This is a genomic window from Azospirillum brasilense (genome assembly GCF_005222205.1).
GTDB lineage: Bacteria > Pseudomonadota > Alphaproteobacteria > Azospirillales > Azospirillaceae > Azospirillum > Azospirillum brasilense_G.
This window is the reverse complement of record NZ_CP032350.1, coordinates 19,633-37,079: the sequence shown is the minus strand read 5'-3', so window position 1 is coordinate 37,079 and position 17,447 is coordinate 19,633. Positions and strand designations below refer to the sequence as shown.

The following is a 17,447-nucleotide window of genomic DNA, read 5'->3' as shown; positions in this document are numbered from 1 at the left end:
AGACGCCTTCAGCCCACCGTCACAGGATGCCGAGCCGCTGCCACACCGGCAGCTTGTGCGGCAGGAAGTCGGCCAGCCTCAGTGTGACCAGAGAGCGCATGGCCACGGGATCGGAAATGGCCGACCCGTCCTCCGCGACGGCCGAGCGGCCCAGAGCGCGCAGGGCGTCCGTCACGAAGCCGGCAAGCGGCTGGACGTCCAGCGGCTGCCCGGACAGCAGCCCGGCCAGGACGAGGCGTTCCATGGCGTCGGCCCCGATGCCCAGCCCGACCGTGGGCGCGGCCAGGAAGAACAGGCTCTCGTCGATCAGCATGCGCTGGGCGATCGCCCGGTTGAGCCGGAGGGACGCCTCGCGCGCGGTCTCCGAAAGCTCCGCCAAGGGGTGGGCGTGGTTGGCGGAGACCAGAAGGGCCAGGAAACGGGAGATGGTCCCGAAGTCGTGACGGGCCATTTCCGGCATCGCTTCGATCGCGCCCAGGCTCGGCGTGCCCGTGGCGAGCGCGTCCAGGATCGGCAGGCCGAGGCTTTCGTCATGGCGCAACTCGCCCAACGGCACCGGAATCGCCAGGCTGGCCTTCTCGCGCGGAACCGTCAGGGTGAAGCGGAGGCGGCGGAGCGCGCCGGCGGCCTCGGCGGCAGGCATCCGGTCCAGGCCACGGATGTAGATGTCGCGGCGGAACACCTGGTTCATGGCGAAGTCGCGCACCGTTTCCGCCATCACCGGGTCGGCGATCTCGGCCAGGATGGGCCGCAGTTCCGGGCGCACCGACAGCTCGTCGAAATTGTGCGGGATGTTGGCGGAACAGGCATAGCCCAGCTTCGCCCGCGCCATGTCCTGCGCCACCTGACTGTGGCTCAGCGGCTCCCAATGGGTGTTCAGATATTCGTGGGTCAGATACTGGCGGTTCTGGGTGGCGATCGTCCCGAGATGCTGCGCGACGGTGGGATTGATGGCGAAATAGCCGGCGCCGGCCTCGTTCAGCCGGTTGATGAAGGCCAGGGCCGCATCGAACTGGCGGTCGCTGCGGGCCGGGTTGGCCGCGGCGTGGGCCAGCATCATCTTCTGCAGGGGCAGCACCGGCGCCCAGCCCGGCATGGCGTTGTAGCTGATGAAGACCAGCCCGCCGGGCTTCAGCATCCTCTCCAGGATGTCCACCACGGCCCGGCGGTTCTCCGGGCTGACCCAGCTGTAGACGCCGTGCAGGACGATGAAGTCGAAGCCCTCGCCGGCCTCCTCCGCGGGCAGCGCGCCGGCGACCACCTCCTGGAAGCTGCGCTCATGGAAGGCCACGTTGGCCAGCCCGGCGTCCTCGGCCAGCCGGCGCGCGCCGGCGACGTGCAGCGGGTTGAAGTCGATCCCGGTGAAGCGCCCGTGAGGGTGGGTCGCCGCCAGGATGTTCAGGGTCACGCCCTGGCCGCAGCCCAGCTCGCAATAGCGGAAGGGCCGGTCGGTGCGCGGCGGGCGGACACCGTTCAGCAGGCAGACATAGGACAGGTAACCGGGCGACAGCTCGCGGTAGGCACCGTGGGTGTAGGCGATGTCGGCGTTGTAGCCGTCGCTCCACGCGTTCATTTCGGCGTCCTTTCCGCGGGGTTCCGCCCGGCGATCAGATCGTCGATCAGGGCGAGGTGGCGGGGCAGGGTGACGGTGCGGAGATCGTAATTCTCCACCGCCGTCCGCCGCGCCCGGTCGCGCAGCGTCTGCATCCGGTCGGGATGCTCGAACACCTCGTCGATGCGGTCGGCCAGGGCCGCCCCGTCGAAGAAGTCCACCAGCAGGCCGTTCTGCCGGTCGCGCAGCACCTCCTCCACCGGGATGGTGGCGGAACCGATGACCAGGCAGCCCGCCGCCATGGCCTCCAGGAAGGACCAGGACAGAACGAAGGGGTAGGTCAGGTAGACGTGCGCCGACGAGACGCGGAGCACCGTCAGGTAGGTGCCGTAAGGAAGCTTGCCCAGGAAATGCACGCGGTTCCGGTCGATCCCCGAACCGAGCTCGGCCATCAGGATGTCGCGGTAGCTCCGTCCGTCGGGGGACACCTGCCCATAGCTGACCTCGTCGCCGCCGACGATCAGCACATGGGCCTTGGGCCGCCGCTTCAGGATGCCCGGCAGGGCGCGCATGAAGACGTGGAAGCCGCGGTAGGGCTCCAGGTTGCGGGCGACGTAGGTGATGACCTCGTCCTTGGGCGTCAGCGTCAGGCCCGACGGCAGACGCAACCAGGCGTCGGCGTCCGGGCGGACGATGGTGGTGTCCACGCCCTCGTGGATGACGCTGATGCGGGAGCGCATGTAGTCGGGGTAGAGCGACCACTGCCAGCCGGTCGGCGTCTGGCCCCAGTCGGCGGCCTCGAAGCCCAGCGTGTTGATGACGTTCTTGGTGCGCACCCGCGGACCGTCGTTCTCGGTGACCGCCATCATCGGGTCGAAGCCGATGTCGGCGCCCCGCAGGTGATAGAAGAATTCGAAATAGGCGAGCAGCGGAACGTCCGGCCAGACGTCCTTCATGTACAGCGTCTCGCCCCAGCCGTTGTGCCCGATCATGATGTCGGGACGGAATCCCTCGGCCTTCAGGCGGCGGCAGACCTCGTAGACGCTCTGCCCGTAGACGACCGCCAGCTCCAGTTCCTGGATGTAATGGTGGGTCGTCGATTTCGCGGTCCGAAACGGCTGATAGACGGCGCGTTCCACGCCGGGAATCGACGCGGGGCTTTCGTGCGAGATGAAGACCACGCGGTTGCCCGGCTGGGCCGCCAGATGCTGCACGATGTGCTGGTACTGGCCCGGAAAGTTCTGGTGGACAAAGAGATAGTTCATCGCGTGCCGCCGATTCCGCAAAGAAGGCCCGCAACCCGCCGCGGACCTGGATGAGCCTGATCCAGGGGCGTCAGCCCGCCGGGGTTCGCAGGGCCGGGGTTTGCAGGAGCGAACCGAACTCCTCCAGCGCCGCCGCCGAGGCGGGGGGACGGAAGGCCTTGACCTGCAACTCGTAAGCCGCCGCCCGCCGCCAGATCGCCACCGGCTCGAACCCCGCCTCCTGCAACAGGCGCCCCAGCAGGTTTGGGGTGAAGCCGGTGCGGTGGGCCATGAAGCGGTTGCCTGCGGCAAGGGCCGGACCGTAGCCGTAGATGACGTCCAACGGCCGGATCGGGCCCTGCCTGCATTCGTAGACCGCCTCGTCCAGCCGATCCTCCGCCACCAGCTTCGCCACCGCCTGCAGGTCGGGCACGGTCAGCAGGAGCGTGCCGCCCGGCTTGAGGACGCGCAGGAACTCCCTCAGCGTCACCGGCACCTCGTGCGGGTCGAGATGCTCCAGGTTGTGGGACGACCAGACCGCGTCCACCGACCCGTCGGGCACCGGGGCCATGTCCGTCATCGAAGCGACGATGTCCGGGTCGACGTCCGGGTCGATGTCGAGACGCAGTTCCCGCCACTCATCCGCCGGCAGGGAGGTGCCGAGGATCGAGATGGCGCGCTGACCGCATCCGACGTTGAGCACGGTCTTGAGCATCGGCCTGGAGGCGTTCCGGATCAATAGGAACGCGGCGGAACGGCGCCGGTCTGCTTCTCCACGAAGCGCAGCAGGAGACCTTCCAGGGCATCGCCGATGGCGTCGGAGCGGCAGGGGCTGCCGTTCTGCCCGGTGGGAGAGCGGTAGCCGCTGACGAAGGCGCCCTCATAGACGCAGTCGAACCGCTCAGCCGCGGCCCCGCGCAGACGGATCGAGAAGCCGATCAGCGGCGTTCCCAGGCCGCGGCTGCCGCACATGCCGCCGCCGCTGATCCAGGGGGTTTCCCAGCCGTTGGCGGTCAGGCCCTTGTACTCCAGATCCTCCGGCGCGATGCCCTCGGTCGGGGTGATCGAGAAAGCCTCGATCCACAGCCGCTGCCCGACGGCGCCGGCCCAGTTGGAATCCGTGAAGCGCAGGTCGCCCTGGCGCTGGACATGGGCCAGGATCTCGGCGCGCGGACGGACGGCCTGCGAGGCCGGCGGAGCCTGGACCGGTGCGTTCTGGACCGCTGCGTTCTGGAAGGGGGCGCCCTGGACGGGCGCGGCGGCGGCCACCGGAGCGGCTTGCGACGCGGAGGTCTGGGCGTCGTCGATGCGGGCGAACTGAAGCGACAGGAGCGCGTTCGGGCGGTCGACATGCTTGTAGGAGGACAGGACCACGGTCGCGGCGCCGCCCGACACCTTGATGATGACGGTGTCGCCCGGCTTGGCCAGCCAGTTGCCCGCCACGCTGCCGATCATCTCGATGGTGACGCCGGGAAGGTTGTTCGGAGCCGCCGCCAGCTGGACGCTGGGCAAGGGGAATTCACCCGAGGCCGCCGCCCCGCCGCCCGCCGTGACCAGCAGAGAGTAAAAGCCGGGGACCAGGGACAGGGTCTGGGCCGTCGCCTTGATCTGGTTGGATGGATGGGCTTCTGCGGACGCAACGCTACCGGACATCGACGACCCCCCGCGGGATTGAAAGGTTGAACGGCGTAGGCCCGGACCATCCGAATCCGCCGCCGAACTGTCTGGCCTGAAAGTAGGCCGAAAGGAAACGGACCGCCCGATTGCTACGCCATGCGGCGTATGAGCGTCAAGGACACCCAGGAGCGTGTCGTTGATTGTCGCAGGTTCCAGCAACGGTGGCAGCAAGTGCCCGCCACCTTTCTCACGGATGCGTTCGGACAGCGCTCCCAAGTCGAAGGCAACCACCTCCAGACCGGCCTTCCAGGCGGTGGACAGGGCGTAGCACCAGGTCTCCGGCGAGATGGACGGCAGGAAGGCGATGTCCGCCTCCTGGGCGCTCACCAGGGCGACCGCCTCCTCCTCGGTGAAGCGGCCGGTGACGAAGCCATGCCCCGTCTCGAACAGGGGCGGGTCCTTCTCGCTGAAGCCGACGACGACGAACTCCAGCGGCAGGTTCCGCGCCGCGGCATCGCGGGCGCAGGCCAGAAGGATCTCATAGCCTTTCTGGATGCCGACGGCGCCGATCGTGCAGACCCGCCACCGGCGATCGTTCCGTTGACGCCGCGGGCGGGCGGGGGGCGGCGCGACATCCTCCCAGGACCGGACCTCGATGGGGCGCGGGTCGATGTGACGCAGCAGCCGGGCCGCCACGTCGCGGGTCGGCGCCGTCACCCGCCGCGCCCCGGCGGCCAGGGCGCGCATGCGCCGGCGCAGGGCGCCCACCGTCACGTCGGGATCGGCCCGGTCTTCCGGATCGGCGGTGCAGCGCTCGCAGGCGGGCAGGTCCGGCTCCCCGCAATAGCGGCCGGTCTTGTCCACCAGGCTGAGGCGCGGGCAGATCAGGCCGTAATCGTGGATGGTGAGGTCGTACGGCACGCCGAGCCGCCCGGCCAGATCGAGCACCGCGGCGTCGTGCCCCAGCAGATGGTGGATCTCGACCGCCGTCGTTCCCCCCAGCCGCAGGGCGTCGACCAACGCGTCGAACTCCGCGCGGGTGCGGAACACCAGATCGTGGAGATCGGGCCGGTCCAGGACCATGATCCGGCAGCGCCGCTCGGCCAGGGCCGCCCGGGACGGCACGATGGATCGTGACGAACCGCGGCCCGCGCCGTCCCCCTCATCACCATCCTCGTCCTCGTCTTCGTCCTCATCATCCCCGGCGTTCTCCGGGACGAGTTGCAGGACGCGCCAACCCTCCGCCCGCAGCGCCGCGGACCGTTCCTCGATGAAGCGGGTGACCCCGCCGCGGCCGGCGAGCGTGACCAGCAGAACGGCCGGCGCCCGCCTGCTTCCCTTCTCCTCCGCCCAGCGGGCCAGATCGAGACGGCGGCGCGCGGCCATCAGCGGGTCGGCGGCGATGAACTCCTTGACCAGGGCGTCGTATCCGGGATGCAGCCGCTCCAGCAGCTCGCCGTTCCGCGCGGCGAGGATCGCCTTCTGCCGCCCGAAGGAGCGGCCGCCCACATGCGCCACGAACAGGTCGGCGGCTCCGACGTGGCGCCAGCCCAGGCGGCGCGCGCGCAGGCAGAAGTCGTTCTCCTCCCCATAGCCCCGCCCGAACAGCCGTTCTTCGAAAAGCCCGGTCTCCTCCAGGCAGTCGCGGCGGATGTAGGCGCAGAAGCCGACCGCCGTCGGCAGGTCCACCCGCAACCCGGGATTCACCGACCGGGCAAGCCGGTCGAATGCCGCCGTCTCCGCCAGGGAGGGCGGCGGCGGGCGGTCGGTGCCCGACGGGTAGCTGAGGATCGTGGCGTCGTTGGACAGCGGCGTGACGGTGCCGATGTCCGGCGCCGACCAGGCCGCGGCGCGCAGCCGCTCCAGCCAGGGGCCGGACACCAGCGTATCGGCGTTGAGCAGAACCGCGTCGCGGTCGGGATGCAGGGCCAGCCCGCGGTTGACGGTGGCGGGGAAACCCAGATTCCGGGCGTTGCGAAGCAGGGTGATGCGCCCTTCGCCGGCCAGGGCCGCCAGATCGCGGGCGAGGTCCGCATCGGGGCTGGCGTCGTCGATGACGACGATCTCGCGGGGGGTGGCGTCGTCCGCCGCGATGACGGAGCGCAGGCAGGCCAGCGTCTCCTCCCGCCCGCCATACACCGGAACGACGACGTCCACGACGGGCGAGGGACGCGCCGCGCGCGCGGGGCGGGGCGGGATGGGACCGATCGGCGCGGGGGACCACGCGGCCCGTCCGGGACCGGGCCAGGGCAGGGGACTTCCGGCCAATGGCTGGTCGCCCGGCTCGGCGGTCACATGGAGCAGCCCCGGAGACAGGCCGGCGGCCGCCGGATCGATGAGAAAGCCATAGTTGCCGTCCTCCGCCCCTCTGGCGCGGACACCCTCCGCCGGACGGTCAGCGGACACCGTCACGGAGCGCCCGGTCCCATCCGTCACCCGGACGGAAACGGACTGCGGCGGATCGCCAGGGCACCAGGCCCAACCGGTGATCGCCGCGCCGGACGACCCCGGTGCTCCTTCGTCGTCAATCAGCAGGGCGCTCCCTTCGACCGCGGGGTGGCGCCGGGGGCGCAACGGCGCGCCAAGCAGGGCCACGCCGTCGAGGGTGACGGAAAGCGTCTCCCCCTCCCGTTCCGCCTCCACCGGCAGGATGAAGCGGACCGGGCCGTCGCCATCCGGCCGCCCATAGCGGCGCAGAAAAGAGGCGCGGTCCATGACGAGCAGCGTCTCGTGCCGGGCGGAAGTGACCCGGATGGTACCGCCGGCCTCGGCGGAGAGGGCGCCGACGATTTGCAGGCCAATGTCCGCGGCGGCCCAGCCGACGGCGCCTCCGGACAGAACTACATGGTCGGCGAGGTCGCCCAGCAGAGAGGCGACGCTCACCGGAAAGAGGTGAAGCTGGCGGACGAGAAGGGGAACCAGCCGGTCCATCGCCCCCAGACGGGCCAGGGCCTGTCCCAGGGCAATCGCCGCGGTGGGAACGGCGGCCCGCTCGACGGCATCCGCCAGCAGCGGCGGCACCTCGGCCGGACGGCCCGCGGCGATCAGCAGGGCGGCGAAGAAGGCCTTCAGGGCGATGTCGTTGGGCGCGAACCGGGCGCCGCGTTCGGCCCAGCGAAGCGCGGCGGCGAGATCCCCCCGCGCCAGGGCGCAGCGGGCGAGCCCGGTGGCGCCCGGTGCGTGGGTGTCGCTGTGGCGCAGCAGGGCGCGCGCCACGGCTTCCGCCTCAGCGATCTGCCCGGCGGCGATCCGCTCTTCCAGGCGCCGCACGTCCAGGCGCCGCGCCTGGGATTTCGATCCGCCGGACGGTGTCATGAAGGAAGGCCTTGCCATGGACTTTGGATGGTCTGGAACCGGCCTTTCCTGCCGGGAAAAGGCAGAGAGAAAAAGCGCATAAAAATGGACCTGCCGATTGCTCGGCAGGTCCATTGGGTCGTGCAGAGACTCTGATTAGACGGCGAAGTTGCTGGCGGTCAGGTTGGTGACGCCGGCGACCGTGATCTGCGTGCCGTCCGACAGCGACAGGACCGAGTTGCCACCGGCGACGGTGACGCGCGACGCGACCTGGGCCGCGGTGAGGCCGTAGCCCTGGACCGCGATGAGGTCGGTGCCGGCCTTGAAGTCGCCGATGACGTGCTTGCCGCCGCCGAAGACGGTGCTGAACACGAAGATGTCGTTGCCGGCGCCGCCGAACAGCGTGTCGTTGCCGACGCCGCCGATGATCGTGTCGTTGCCGTCGAAGCCGCCGATGACGGCCTTGCCCGACTTCGCGGTGGAACCGATCAGCAGGTCGTTGCCCGCACCGCCGGCGATGGTGGTGTTGCCCGAGCCGCCGAAGATCGTGTTGTTGCCCGCCGCCGAAGCGATGGTGGTGTTGCCCTGGCCGCCGGCGATCAGGTTGTTGCCGCCGGTGATCAGGAGCTGCGCGTTGCCCGTGCCCGCACCGATGGTGGCGTTGCCGCCCGCCGCGAAGACGGTGTCGTTGCCGGCCGCGAAGATCTGGTTGTTGCCGCCGATCGCGTGGATCTGGTTGTTGCCCGCACCGGCGGTCAGCACGTTGTTGCCGGCCGCGGCCACGACGGTGTCGGCGCCCGAGCCGCCGAAGATGGTGGCGGAGGCGCCCGCGACGGTGCTGGTGCCGAGGAGCTGGCCGCCCGAGCCGCCGATCAGGGTCTGGCCGGTGCCGGTGCCGGCCTGCAGAACCGTGCCGGCCGCGTCGTTGGCGACGAGGACGTTGTTGTTGCCGGCGCCGCCGAGCAGCGTCGCCGCGGTGCTGGTGTTCAGAACCAGCGCCGTGTTGTTCTCGTTCGAGAGGGCCACGACGCCCTTGTTCTGCTGCAGGGCGTCGTCGCCGAGAACGAGCGCCTTGGTATCCGCCTTCGTCGCGACGAGGCTGGTGTTCTTCAGAATGGCACCCGCCAGGGTGGAGGCGGTGCTGACGTTGTTGTTGGTAACGCCACCGGTGATGGTGCTCGAGCTGGACATATGTGGAAACCCCCGCCAAAGTGACTAGACTTTGTGCCTTATGGCATGCCTAGCGCTCGATATCATTGGTAACCCTTTTTTGCAAGTGCGGAATGAGACCCGCCATAAAGGTTACACCCCTTGAGCGGTCTACCCTGAATGGAGGGTGATCGGAACGGATAATGTTTCGGGGCTGTGACAAACCTTGGGCGCGCATGAATTTGCGATTACGCGCGGAAACTCACATATTCATGCGCCGATGACTCGCCGCAGGGGGGTATTCTGCGGCCGCTCCATGAGAAAGTCCCTTTGGTCCAGGCTTTTTGTATCTTAGGTACTTTAGGACGGGACTTAACCGTATCTCCACACCGTCTTCCGTAGGGAAACCGCGACCTATGAGGTTCGGGGTGCCGAACCGGCAATTGGAAAAGTCGATAAATCTCTTCCTTCTTTGCCCGCAATGCGCGCCACCGATGGAGCCACCACCGCCCAAGGGAGTGCCACCACTCCGCCATCGCCCTCCGGATTGGTGGCCTGGATGGCGATTCGGGCTGCGTTGACAGGATTTCCCTCCATTCCCAGGTCAGGGAGCGCCGATGCCGGCGAACCAGCCGGCGCCGCATGGGCGGCTTGGCGACGGGCCGCATGGGCGGCTTGGCGACGGATGGCTTGGCGCGTAAGGACGAAAGGAAGCGGGAAGCATGCTTGACGAACCGGCAACCCCACACCGTGTCCTGGTGACCGGAGGGGCGGGCTACATCGGCAGTCACGTCCTCCATGCGCTCGCCGACGCCGGGATCCCCGCGGTGACCATCGACAACCTGTCGACGGGCCGGCGTGCGGCCGTTCCGGCCTCGGTCCCCCTGGTCGAAGGGGACGTCGGGTCCGCCGAGCTTCTGGAGCGGGTCATCCGCGACCATGCCGTGGATGCGGTGATGCACTTCGCCGGCTCCATCGTCGTGCCGGAATCGGTGGAGAAGCCGCTCGCCTACTACCGCAACAACACGGTCAACAGCCTGACCCTGATGGACGCCTGCGTGCGGCTGGGGGTCGGCAACATCGTCTTTTCCTCAACCGCGGCCGTCTACGGCGCTCCGGACCGTGTGCCGATCGACGAGGCGACCCCGACCGCCCCGATCAACCCCTATGGGACGTCCAAGCTGATGACGGAGCAGATGCTGCGCGACGCCGGGGCGGCGCACGGACTGCGCAGCGTCATCCTGCGCTACTTCAACGTGGCGGGGGCCGACCCGGCGGGGCGCACCGGCCAGGCGACCCCGACCGCGACGCACCTCATCAAGGTGGCCTGCCAAGCCCTGCTCGGCCGGCGCCCGGCGCTGTCGATCTTCGGCACCGACTACGACACGCCCGACGGCACCTGCATCCGCGACTACATCCACGTCAGCGATCTGGCCGATGCCCATGTGCTGGCGCTGCTCCATCTGCGGCGCGGCGGCGAGAGCCTGACGCTGAACTGCGGCTACGGGCGCGGCGCCTCGGTCCATGAGGTGGTGCGCACGCTGGAGGAGGTCAGCGGGGAGAAGGTGCCGGCCACGCTCGCCCCGCGGCGCCCCGGCGACCCGCCCCAGCTCGTCGCCAAGGCCGACCGCATCCGCGAGCGGCTCGGCTGGGTCCCCAAGCACGACCGGCTGGATGGGATCGTGCGCGACGCGCTCGCCTGGGAGCGCTCCTTGACATAACCGACATAACCGCCTGGTCCGGCGTGGGCGCGCACCGAACGCGCCGGACCAAGCAGCGTTATGGACAGCGCCATGGGCAGCACCATGGAAAGCGTGGCAATCCCGCCGGCCGAAGGCTACAGTGCGCCCGCCCGCACACACCGCCTTCTTGCCGGATGAGATTGCAAACCACCTTTCCCGCTTTCCCGGCCTCGGGGGATGAACCCCGGTTGGTCCGCGGCAGGCTCGGGACCAGGATGGCGCGCGCCGGCCGGCGCGCGGTTCGGCGGGCCCGGCATGCCGCCGGCGGCCTTGCCTGGCCTGCCCTGTCCCACGGAAGCCGGGACGCTTCCGAAAACGCTGTTGCGGACCCTACCCATGACCGTTGAAGCCCTTGAGGAAACCGTGTCCGGCACCCCCGCCGGAGCCGGCAGCCCACGCGCCCTGTCGCCCCGCCAGGAAAGCGTGCGGATGCTGTTCGACCGGCTGGCCGGGGAGCGCGACCGCTGGGTCGAGCGCAACCGCGCCTTCCACGAGGCCGACCGCGCCTATCTGCGCTTCCTCGTGCCGGAGAACGCCTCGGTGCTGGAGGTCGGCTGCGGCACGGGCGACACGCTGGCCTTCCTGCAGCCGTCGCGCGGGGTCGGCATTGACCTCAGCCCGGCGATGGTCGAGCGGGCGCGGCAGCGTCATCCGGGGCTGGAGTTCCGCACCGGCAACGCGGAGGACCCCGCGGTTCTGGCGGAGATCGCCGGAACCTTCGACGTGATCCTGCTGTCGGACACCGTCGGCTTCCTCGACGACATCGAGGACACGCTGCGCCATCTGCACCGCTTCGCCACGCCGCGCACCCGCATCATCGTCAGCTACCACTCCCGCCTGTGGGAGCCGGTGCTGGGCCTTGCCGAGACGCTCGGGCTGAAGATGCCGCAGGGCCAGCTCAACTGGCTGTCCAGCACCGACATCGCCGGGCTGCTGACGCTCGCCGGCTGGCAGCCGGTGAAGCGGGAATGGCGCCAGCTCGTGCCCCGCCGCCTGCTCGGCCTCGGCACGCTGATCAACCGCAGCGTCGCCCCGCTGCCCGGTGTCCGGAAGCTGTGCCTGCGCAATTACGTGGTGGCCCGCCCCGCCCCGCAGGCGCCCGAGAAACAGCCGTCCTGCACGGTGCTGATCCCCTGCCGGAACGAGCGCGGCAACATCGAGAACGCCATCCGCCGCCTGCCGCGCTTCTGCCCGGACCTGGAGGTCATCTACGTCGAGGGCAACAGCCAGGACAACACCTACGAGGAATGCCTGCGCGTCCAGGCCGCCTATCCGGACTGGGACATCAAGGTCATGAAGCAGCCCGGCAAGGGCAAGGGCGACGCGGTGCGCGCCGGCTTCAACGCGGCGCGGGGCGACATCCTCATCATCCTCGACGCCGACCTGACCGTGCCGCCGGAGAGCCTGCCGAAATTCTACCGCGCCATCGCGTCCGGCCGGGGCGAGTTCATCAACGGGACGCGGCTGGTCTACCCGATGGACGACCAGGCCATGCGCTTCCTGAACTGGATCGCCAACCGCGCCTTCGCCCGCATCTTCTCGTTCCTGCTGAACACGCGCTTCACCGACACGCTGTGCGGCACGAAGGTGCTGTGGAAGCGCGACTACGACCAGATCGTGGCGAACCGCCATTACTTCGGCGATTTCGACCCGTTCGGCGACTTCGACCTGATCTTCGGCGCGTCCAAGCTGAACTTGGAGATCGTCGAGGTGCCGATCCGCTACGCCGACCGCAGCTACGGCGAGACGCAGATCAGCCGCTTCACCCACGGCTGGCTGCTGCTGCGCATGGTGCTGTTCGCCTGGAAGAAGCTGAAGGCGTTCTGACCGCCCGTCGCGAAGTCCCTCTGGAGGACCCTGGCGGCGTCACAGCCGCCAGAGGTCCACGCCTTCCGGCACCGCGCCGCGGTCGAGCAGGCCCTTCACGTCCATGACGATGCCCCGCCGCTCCTTCAGCAGGCCGCTCACCAGGTCCCAGCCCTCCGCCCGGTAGGCCGCGTGCGGAACCGCCAGCACCACCGCGTCGGCGGGCGGCAGGGCATCCCGCGCGGTCAAGGTCAGGCCATACTCGTGGGCCACCTCATCCGCGGCGGCCAGCGGGTCGTGGAGGGCGACCTCCACCCCGAAGCTTTTCAGCTCGGCCACGATGTCCACCACGCGGGTGTTGCGGATGTCGGGCACGTCCTCCTTGAAGGTCAGGCCCAGCACGGTGACGCGCAGCGGCCCGGACGTCCCGACGCGACCGCGCAGAAGCCGCTTCACCGTTTCCTGCGCCACATACTGGCCCATGGTGTCGTTGATCCGCCGGCCCGCCAGGATGACCTCCGGGTTGTGGCCGAGTTGTTCCGCCCGGTGGGTCAGATAGTAGGGGTCGACGCCGATGCAGTGGCCGCCGACGAGGCCCGGCTGGAACTTCAGGAAGTTCCATTTGGTGCCGGCGGCGGCCAGCACGTCGCGGGTGTCGATGCCCATGCGGTGGAAAATCACCGCCAGTTCGTTCATGAGCGCAATGTTGACGTCGCGCTGGGTGTTCTCGATCACCTTGGCGGCCTCCGCCACGGCGATGGAGGCGGCCTCGTGCACGCCGGCCTTCACCACGCTGCCGTAGACCGCCGCGACGAGCGCCCGCGTTTCCGGATCGGAGCCGGAGACGACCTTGGTGATCGTCTCGAACCGGTGTTCCTTGTCGCCGGGGTTGATCCGCTCCGGCGAGTAACCGACGGTGAAGTCCCGCCCGTAGGTCAGGCCGGACTCGGCCTCCAGAACCGGGACGCAATCCATCTCCGTGGCGCCGGGATAGACGGTGGATTCGTAGACCACCACGTCGCCGCGCTTCAGGTGCCGCCCGACGGTGCGGCTGGCGGCCAGCAGCGGGCGCAAATCCGGGCGCCGGGCGTCGTCGATGGGGGTCGGCACGGTGACGATGTGGAAGTCGGCCCGCGCCAGATCCGCCGGGTCGTCGGTCAGGTGCAGGCGGGCCTCCGCCAAGTCCGCGTCCGGAACCTCGCCCGTGTGGTCGTGCCCGTCCCGCAGCGCCGCGATGCGGCGCGCGTCGATGTCGAAGGCGACCACGGGGACGCCCGTCCGCCCGAACGCGACGGCCACGGGCAGGCCGACATAGCCGAGGCCGATCACCGAGATGCGGCGAGAATGGGTCATGATGGAAAGGGCTCCTCACAGGAGAGCATGGTGGGAGATGGCTGTCTTATACACGCCTCCTTACTGTTCGGGAGCGGGGAAGTGTGGAAGGAGCCGCGCAGCGAAAAGATCTGCGGACGTTTGCCCGAACACAACTCCAGCCTGTCCCCGGATCAGCAGCCCAACCAGATCGCCAGGTTGGCAAGCTGCCAGAAGAACATCATATGGTTCTCTTGGAGGGCGCCACTTGCAACGATCCGTTCATGGTCATCCAGAAGCCCTTCCACCACGGCCACATTGTAAATGCCGAGTTCACGGAAGCGCTGCGAGGCGATCAGGTCACGCATGGCTTCCCCATCCGGACCGGCGAACCACAGGTGGGCCGGAGCGTTCCATCCGGTCTTCTTGACGCGTGTGCGGGTTTCCTCCGGAAGAAGACCCCGCATGGCTTCGCGTAGAAGGCGCTTGGTGATTCCGTCACGTATCTTGAAGTGGCCGGGAACACGGAACATGAACTCGACCAGACGATGGTCGAAGAACGGATCGAAACGGTCCAGGCCATGCGCCGCTGTCTGTCGGTCCTCAGCGCGCAGGCAACACGGCGCCGTCTCTCGGAAGATGTCTTGAAACGTCCGATTCCGCAGGCAGCTTCGAAACGGGTGATCCATCACCGGTTCCCAGCCGCGCAAGTCGAACAGGCCGGGCTCTACCGCCGCCGCGTAGCGGTCGAGACGCCGACGGTCGGGCAGGCACAGACCCGGGCGGAGCGTATCGGTCATGCGCGCCAGTCCCTCCTCCGCGACAGAGGCGTTCTTGCGGAAAACCGGATGGTCGTGGTGCTTCGCCCAGCATGCGACCTCGTGATGGTAGAGGCCGGTCTCGCCTGCCGCACGAAGATCGGCGAAATGGAAGAAGAAGTATTCATACTCGCCGGCGTTCAACTCGTCACCACCCAGGCCGCCGAACAGGGCGTCATAGCCCTGACGGGCGACTTCCGCCGTAAGAAGATGATGGGACAGCCAAGTTGCGGTGACGACCGGCTCGTCATGAACGCGCACCATGTCGCGAATGGTATTGAGCAGGTCGAAGTCGCCGATTCGGACAGGATTCCATGTGGAAACCTTGTCGTCCAGCATTGAGCGGATCTCCTCCGTCTCATCATAGGTGGCGTCGGCGTAGGTGGAGGAGAAAGCAGGCTGCCGCTTCCCGCTCAATTCCACGGCACAGGACAGGACGGAGGATGAATCGAGTCCGCCCGACAAAGTGAAGGCTGGGCGTCGCGTGACGGCAATGCGCCGCCGGACGGCATCGAGCAACAGCGCGCGCATCTCTTCGGCAAGCTCCGCCTCGCTTTCCAGCCGTTCGGACGCCTCACTAAGTTGCCAGTATCGAGACAGCTTGGCCCGGCCATCCCGGATGGACAGGACGTGCCCCGCCGGAAGCTGCCGGATGGCCGCGTAGGGAGAGGACTGCGGATCGTTGTCGATGCTGCGGTAATGCGACCCGGCGAACAGCGCGACGAAGCGCTGATCAACATCCTGCGGGACCCAGGGCAGCGCCAGAAGCCCGGCGGGGCGGGAGGCGAAGGCAACCCCCTCGACCTGCTGGACATAATAGAGCGGCTTCAGCCCGATGCGGTCCCGGCCCAGCCACAAGGTGTCGCTCGCCGCATCGTAGACAGCTGCCGCGAAGTCGCCATTGATGCGGGCAAGCGCCTCTTCCATGCCATGACGGCGCACTAGTTCAAGCAGCCGTTCCGCATCGGAAGCGGCAGAGGGCAGTTCTTCGGGATTGAAGATCGTCCCATCCAGGGTGACGATCCAACTGCCTTGCGCCGCCAGGGCCGGAGCCCGTCGGCCAACCCAACCGAAGGCCGCCGCACCGGCACTCACAGTGCTATGCTTCCAGTCGTTGCCGGTCGCCATCGCCGCTAGGGTGGAATCGAGGGGCTTAGGGGCTTGGGCGGTGATGATGCCGGCGATACGGGACATGGCGTTCGAATCCGGGACGGTGGCAGGAACGGCGCGGTGCGCCCGGCGGGCTTCAGGACCGCACAGCGACGATGAAGGTCCAGTGATGAGGATAGCCTATGATCATTTCGGGCTTGCCGTTTGTCCTTTCATCCTCAACCACGGTTGGGCTCCAACCAGCGGCGCGAATGAAAGCCAACACTTCCGCCTTGTCATAGGTGTTGACGTGAACGCGTAGGTCGACCCCGTCGTCCAGATAATTGTCCCGAACATAGAGGCAACTTGCGCGATCCGCTAGAGATTCACGCAAGATCAATGTCTTACGCCCCACCTTCAACAGCCGCTCCAAGGGGCGGTGATAGTTGTCGATGTTTGACAGCACATTCATGCAAACGACATGGTCCGCTTCCCCGTCCAGATCGTCGATACGCAGGACGCGCAGCCGCTCGGCGGGCAGGCCGAAGGCCGGCATTTCCTGTCGGCCGATCGCGATCAGGCCCGGCGATGCGTCGATCCCGACATAGTCGGCACGGATTCCGGCGCGGACCAGGGAATGGAAGAAGTAACCGCTGCCGCATCCCACATCAAGAACCGTATCGCCCGGCGCGGCATAGGGAGCCAGCAGACGCACGGCTTGGGCCGCGCAAGTCATTTCCTCAGCCTCCTGGCGGCACCGGCGCGCGTAGAGATCGCGTACCGTGGCACTGTGCTCCCAAATTGAATTGCGGGTCCAGCCATCGTCACGGATCATCGCCGGGCTTCTCATCACCTGCGGCGGCCGGTGAGGATGAAGGCGGACGCCATAAACATGCCCCGCCAGTCCTCGGGATTCTCCATGGAAAGGCTTTCCCGCCGGAAGAAATCGGGCGCGTAATGGGCCAGCATCGGCGGCAGGCAGTGGTAGTGATAGAAAAGCAGCCTGACGTCAGTCAATCCCGCTTCCTCGAACTGCTGCTTGAGCAGAAGAGGGTTGTGGGTGCGCGAGAGGACCTCATCGTAACCCGGCTCACCCTGTGTTCCCTTCCGCACCGGCGGCAAGTCCATCCGGAAATGGCTGCGCAGTTTGGCCAGGGCGTCAGGAACGGCGGCACCGCCGTCCTTGGTCTGGAGATCACCGACGCGGATCAGTTCATTGGCAAGGAAGTCGTAGGTGAAGCGGTTCTGGGTGAACAAGCCAAAGAACTGGTTGCGGGCTTCGGCCATCACCAAGCCCCCAGGCGCTGTAGCGGCCACAAGATTTTTGGCGACCTGGGCATCGTCCTGGGTCCGGATGTGGGGGAGAACACCCAGGCAGATCACCGCGTCTAACCGGCTGTCAATCCCCGCGGCCTGGAAACTGTCGGCTTGCAGGACACTTCCTTGCCAAAGCCGCTCCGCCGGGACAGCGTGCGCCGCCAGAACGCGCCGCGCCTCATCCACCATTTCCGGGGTTAGGTCGAACCCAAAGACGTCCAACCCATCCTCTGCAAGGAAGCGCAGGATCGACGCCGGACCACAGCCGGCATCCAGCACGCTTCGAGCCCCGGAACGACGCAATTCCTCGCGGACGATCTCGCGGTGAACCGGCGGATAGGGAGCATCGGCGCCATAGTAATCGGCGAAATAGGACTGGGCCCAGGTCGCGTAACATGCGCGGACGCGCGGTTCGGGATCATCAGTCGACATGCATTCCCCGGTTAGGTGTTCTGAAAGGGCCGGTGCGCCGCAAACCATATGTGGAACGACAGGTGATCGGCGGCCC

The 17,447-nt window shown here is 68.0% G+C and carries 11 protein-coding genes; 2 read left to right on the top strand and 9 right to left on the bottom strand.

Annotated features, from left to right (window positions below; translation table 11 throughout):
• Nucleotides 1-19 precede the first annotated feature (19 nt).
• The 5 genes from D3869_RS32350 to D3869_RS32330 all read right to left on the bottom strand — a co-directional run bounded on the left by D3869_RS32350 (nt 20) and on the right by D3869_RS32330 (nt 8,898).
• Nucleotides 20-1,573 carry a class I SAM-dependent methyltransferase gene (locus D3869_RS32350; protein WP_137143698.1) on the bottom strand — a complete coding sequence of 518 codons (1,554 nt, stop codon included), beginning with the start codon at nt 1,571-1,573 and terminating at the stop codon, nt 20-22.
• Nucleotides 1,570-2,817, bottom strand: coding sequence for a glycosyltransferase family 4 protein (locus D3869_RS32345; RefSeq protein ID WP_137143697.1), 1,248 nt, complete (start codon nt 2,815-2,817; stop codon nt 1,570-1,572). Before D3869_RS32345 ends, D3869_RS32350 begins: the two co-directional genes overlap by 4 nt.
• 70 nt (nt 2,818-2,887) lie before the next feature.
• Nucleotides 2,888-3,511 (bottom strand): class I SAM-dependent methyltransferase, encoded by a 624-nt coding sequence (locus D3869_RS32340; protein WP_137143696.1) that lies wholly within the window; start codon nt 3,509-3,511, stop codon nt 2,888-2,890.
• Nucleotides 3,512-3,531: 20 nt separating this feature from the next.
• The gene (locus D3869_RS32335) at nt 3,532-7,728 is read right to left on the bottom strand and encodes a glycosyltransferase (protein ID WP_137143695.1); all 4,197 of its coding nucleotides are present in this window, start codon (nt 7,726-7,728) and stop codon (nt 3,532-3,534) included.
• Nucleotides 7,729-7,863: 135 nt separating this feature from the next.
• On the bottom strand, nt 7,864-8,898 hold the full coding sequence (locus tag D3869_RS32330) for a calcium-binding protein (RefSeq protein WP_137143694.1): 1,035 nt from the start codon (nt 8,896-8,898) through the stop codon (nt 7,864-7,866).
• A 680-nt stretch (nt 8,899-9,578) separates the two neighbouring features.
• On the opposite strand from D3869_RS32330, the gene galE reads away from it, so the two are divergent.
• Nucleotides 9,579-10,577 (top strand): UDP-glucose 4-epimerase GalE, encoded by a 999-nt coding sequence (gene galE, locus D3869_RS32325; RefSeq protein ID WP_137143693.1) that lies wholly within the window; start codon nt 9,579-9,581, stop codon nt 10,575-10,577.
• 357 nt (nt 10,578-10,934) lie between these two features.
• Nucleotides 10,935-12,425, top strand: a complete 1,491-nt coding sequence (locus tag D3869_RS32320) for a bifunctional class I SAM-dependent methyltransferase/glycosyltransferase family 2 protein (RefSeq protein ID WP_137143692.1) — start codon at nt 10,935-10,937, stop codon at nt 12,423-12,425.
• A gap of 39 nt (nt 12,426-12,464) precedes the next feature.
• On the opposite strand, the gene D3869_RS32315 is transcribed toward D3869_RS32320, so the two are convergent.
• The 4 genes from D3869_RS32315 to D3869_RS32300 form a co-directional block, all read right to left on the bottom strand.
• Nucleotides 12,465-13,757, bottom strand: coding sequence for a nucleotide sugar dehydrogenase (locus D3869_RS32315; protein ID WP_137143691.1), 1,293 nt, complete (start codon nt 13,755-13,757; stop codon nt 12,465-12,467).
• A gap of 152 nt (nt 13,758-13,909) precedes the next feature.
• On the bottom strand, nt 13,910-15,727 hold the full coding sequence (locus tag D3869_RS32310) for an asparagine synthetase B family protein (RefSeq protein ID WP_137143690.1): 1,818 nt from the start codon (nt 15,725-15,727) through the stop codon (nt 13,910-13,912).
• Between the two features lie 52 nt (nt 15,728-15,779).
• On the bottom strand, nt 15,780-16,457 hold the full coding sequence (locus D3869_RS32305) for a class I SAM-dependent methyltransferase (RefSeq protein ID WP_137143689.1): 678 nt from the start codon (nt 16,455-16,457) through the stop codon (nt 15,780-15,782).
• Between the two features lie 14 nt (nt 16,458-16,471).
• On the bottom strand, nt 16,472-17,371 hold the full coding sequence (locus tag D3869_RS32300) for a class I SAM-dependent methyltransferase (protein ID WP_175426713.1): 900 nt from the start codon (nt 17,369-17,371) through the stop codon (nt 16,472-16,474).
• Nucleotides 17,372-17,447: the final 76 nt, after the last annotated feature.

What these genes read in the sequence shown, in the direction of transcription:
- galE (WP_137143693.1), top strand. Translation starts at nt 9,579, where the DNA reads ATGCTTGACGAACCGGCAACCCCACACCGTGTCCTGGTGACCGGAGGG.
- D3869_RS32330 (WP_137143694.1), bottom strand. Translation starts at nt 8,898, where the DNA reads ATGTCCAGCTCGAGCACCATCACCGGTGGCGTTACCAACAACAACGTC.
- D3869_RS32315 (WP_137143691.1), bottom strand. Translation starts at nt 13,757, where the DNA reads ATGACCCATTCTCGCCGCATCTCGGTGATCGGCCTCGGCTATGTCGGC.
- D3869_RS32345 (WP_137143697.1), bottom strand. Translation starts at nt 2,817, where the DNA reads ATGAACTATCTCTTTGTCCACCAGAACTTTCCGGGCCAGTACCAGCAC.
- D3869_RS32310 (WP_137143690.1), bottom strand. Translation starts at nt 15,727, where the DNA reads ATGTCCCGTATCGCCGGCATCATCACCGCCCAAGCCCCTAAGCCCCTC.
- D3869_RS32320 (WP_137143692.1), top strand. Translation starts at nt 10,935, where the DNA reads ATGACCGTTGAAGCCCTTGAGGAAACCGTGTCCGGCACCCCCGCCGGA.
- D3869_RS32300 (WP_175426713.1), bottom strand. Translation starts at nt 17,371, where the DNA reads ATGTCGACTGATGATCCCGAACCGCGCGTCCGCGCATGTTACGCGACC.
- D3869_RS32340 (WP_137143696.1), bottom strand. Translation starts at nt 3,511, where the DNA reads ATGCTCAAGACCGTGCTCAACGTCGGATGCGGTCAGCGCGCCATCTCG.
- D3869_RS32350 (WP_137143698.1), bottom strand. Translation starts at nt 1,573, where the DNA reads ATGAACGCGTGGAGCGACGGCTACAACGCCGACATCGCCTACACCCAC.
- D3869_RS32305 (WP_137143689.1), bottom strand. Translation starts at nt 16,457, where the DNA reads ATGATCCGTGACGATGGCTGGACCCGCAATTCAATTTGGGAGCACAGT.
- D3869_RS32335 (WP_137143695.1), bottom strand. Translation starts at nt 7,728, where the DNA reads ATGACACCGTCCGGCGGATCGAAATCCCAGGCGCGGCGCCTGGACGTG.